Annotated in this window: 1 protein-coding gene; it reads right to left on the reverse strand. The window is 46.2% G+C overall.

Annotation, left to right across the window (positions count from 1 at the left end):
- Positions 1 to 43: 43 nt before the first annotated feature.
- A partial coding sequence (locus R8N47_RS27185) for an ABC transporter ATP-binding protein (RefSeq protein WP_318186366.1) occupies positions 44 to 571 on the reverse strand: 528 nt, incomplete at its 5' end.

Here is a 571-nt window from a genome sequence, read left to right on the forward strand (position 1 = left end):
TATTTAACGGAGCGTGTTTTCTTGAATGCGATGGTGGCACGGCTTACGCCACTTGCTGCTTTTTTTCTGCCACACGCTTTTTCTTGCGATATTTAGGATGGGTAATCGGAATCGCGGAGAGCAGTTTCTTGGTGTAATCGTTTTGTGGGTTCGCGTAAATTTCTTTCGCATTCCCCGCTTCCACCACTTTACCAAAGTACATCACCGCGACTTTATCGGAGACATGCTTAACCACCGACAAATCGTGAGAGATGAAGATAATGGCAAGGTTCATTTCTTGTTGAAGTTGCAGCAGCAAGTTGAGAATTTGCGCCTGAACCGATACATCCAGTGCAGATACTGATTCATCACAAATCAACAGTTTTGGCTTCAGTGCTATCGCACGAGCAATACCAATACGCTGACGCTGGCCACCAGAGAATTCGTGCGGATAACGGTTCACAGCCGTTTCAGGCAAGCCAACTTTCACCAACAGCTCTTTCACCCATTGTTTACGCTCTGCAGGAGTGCCTATTTTATGGATGATATACGGCTCCTCCAAAATCATACCAATGGTGTGACGCTGGTTAAG

The organism is Vibrio sp. 2132-1 (assembly GCF_033344315.1).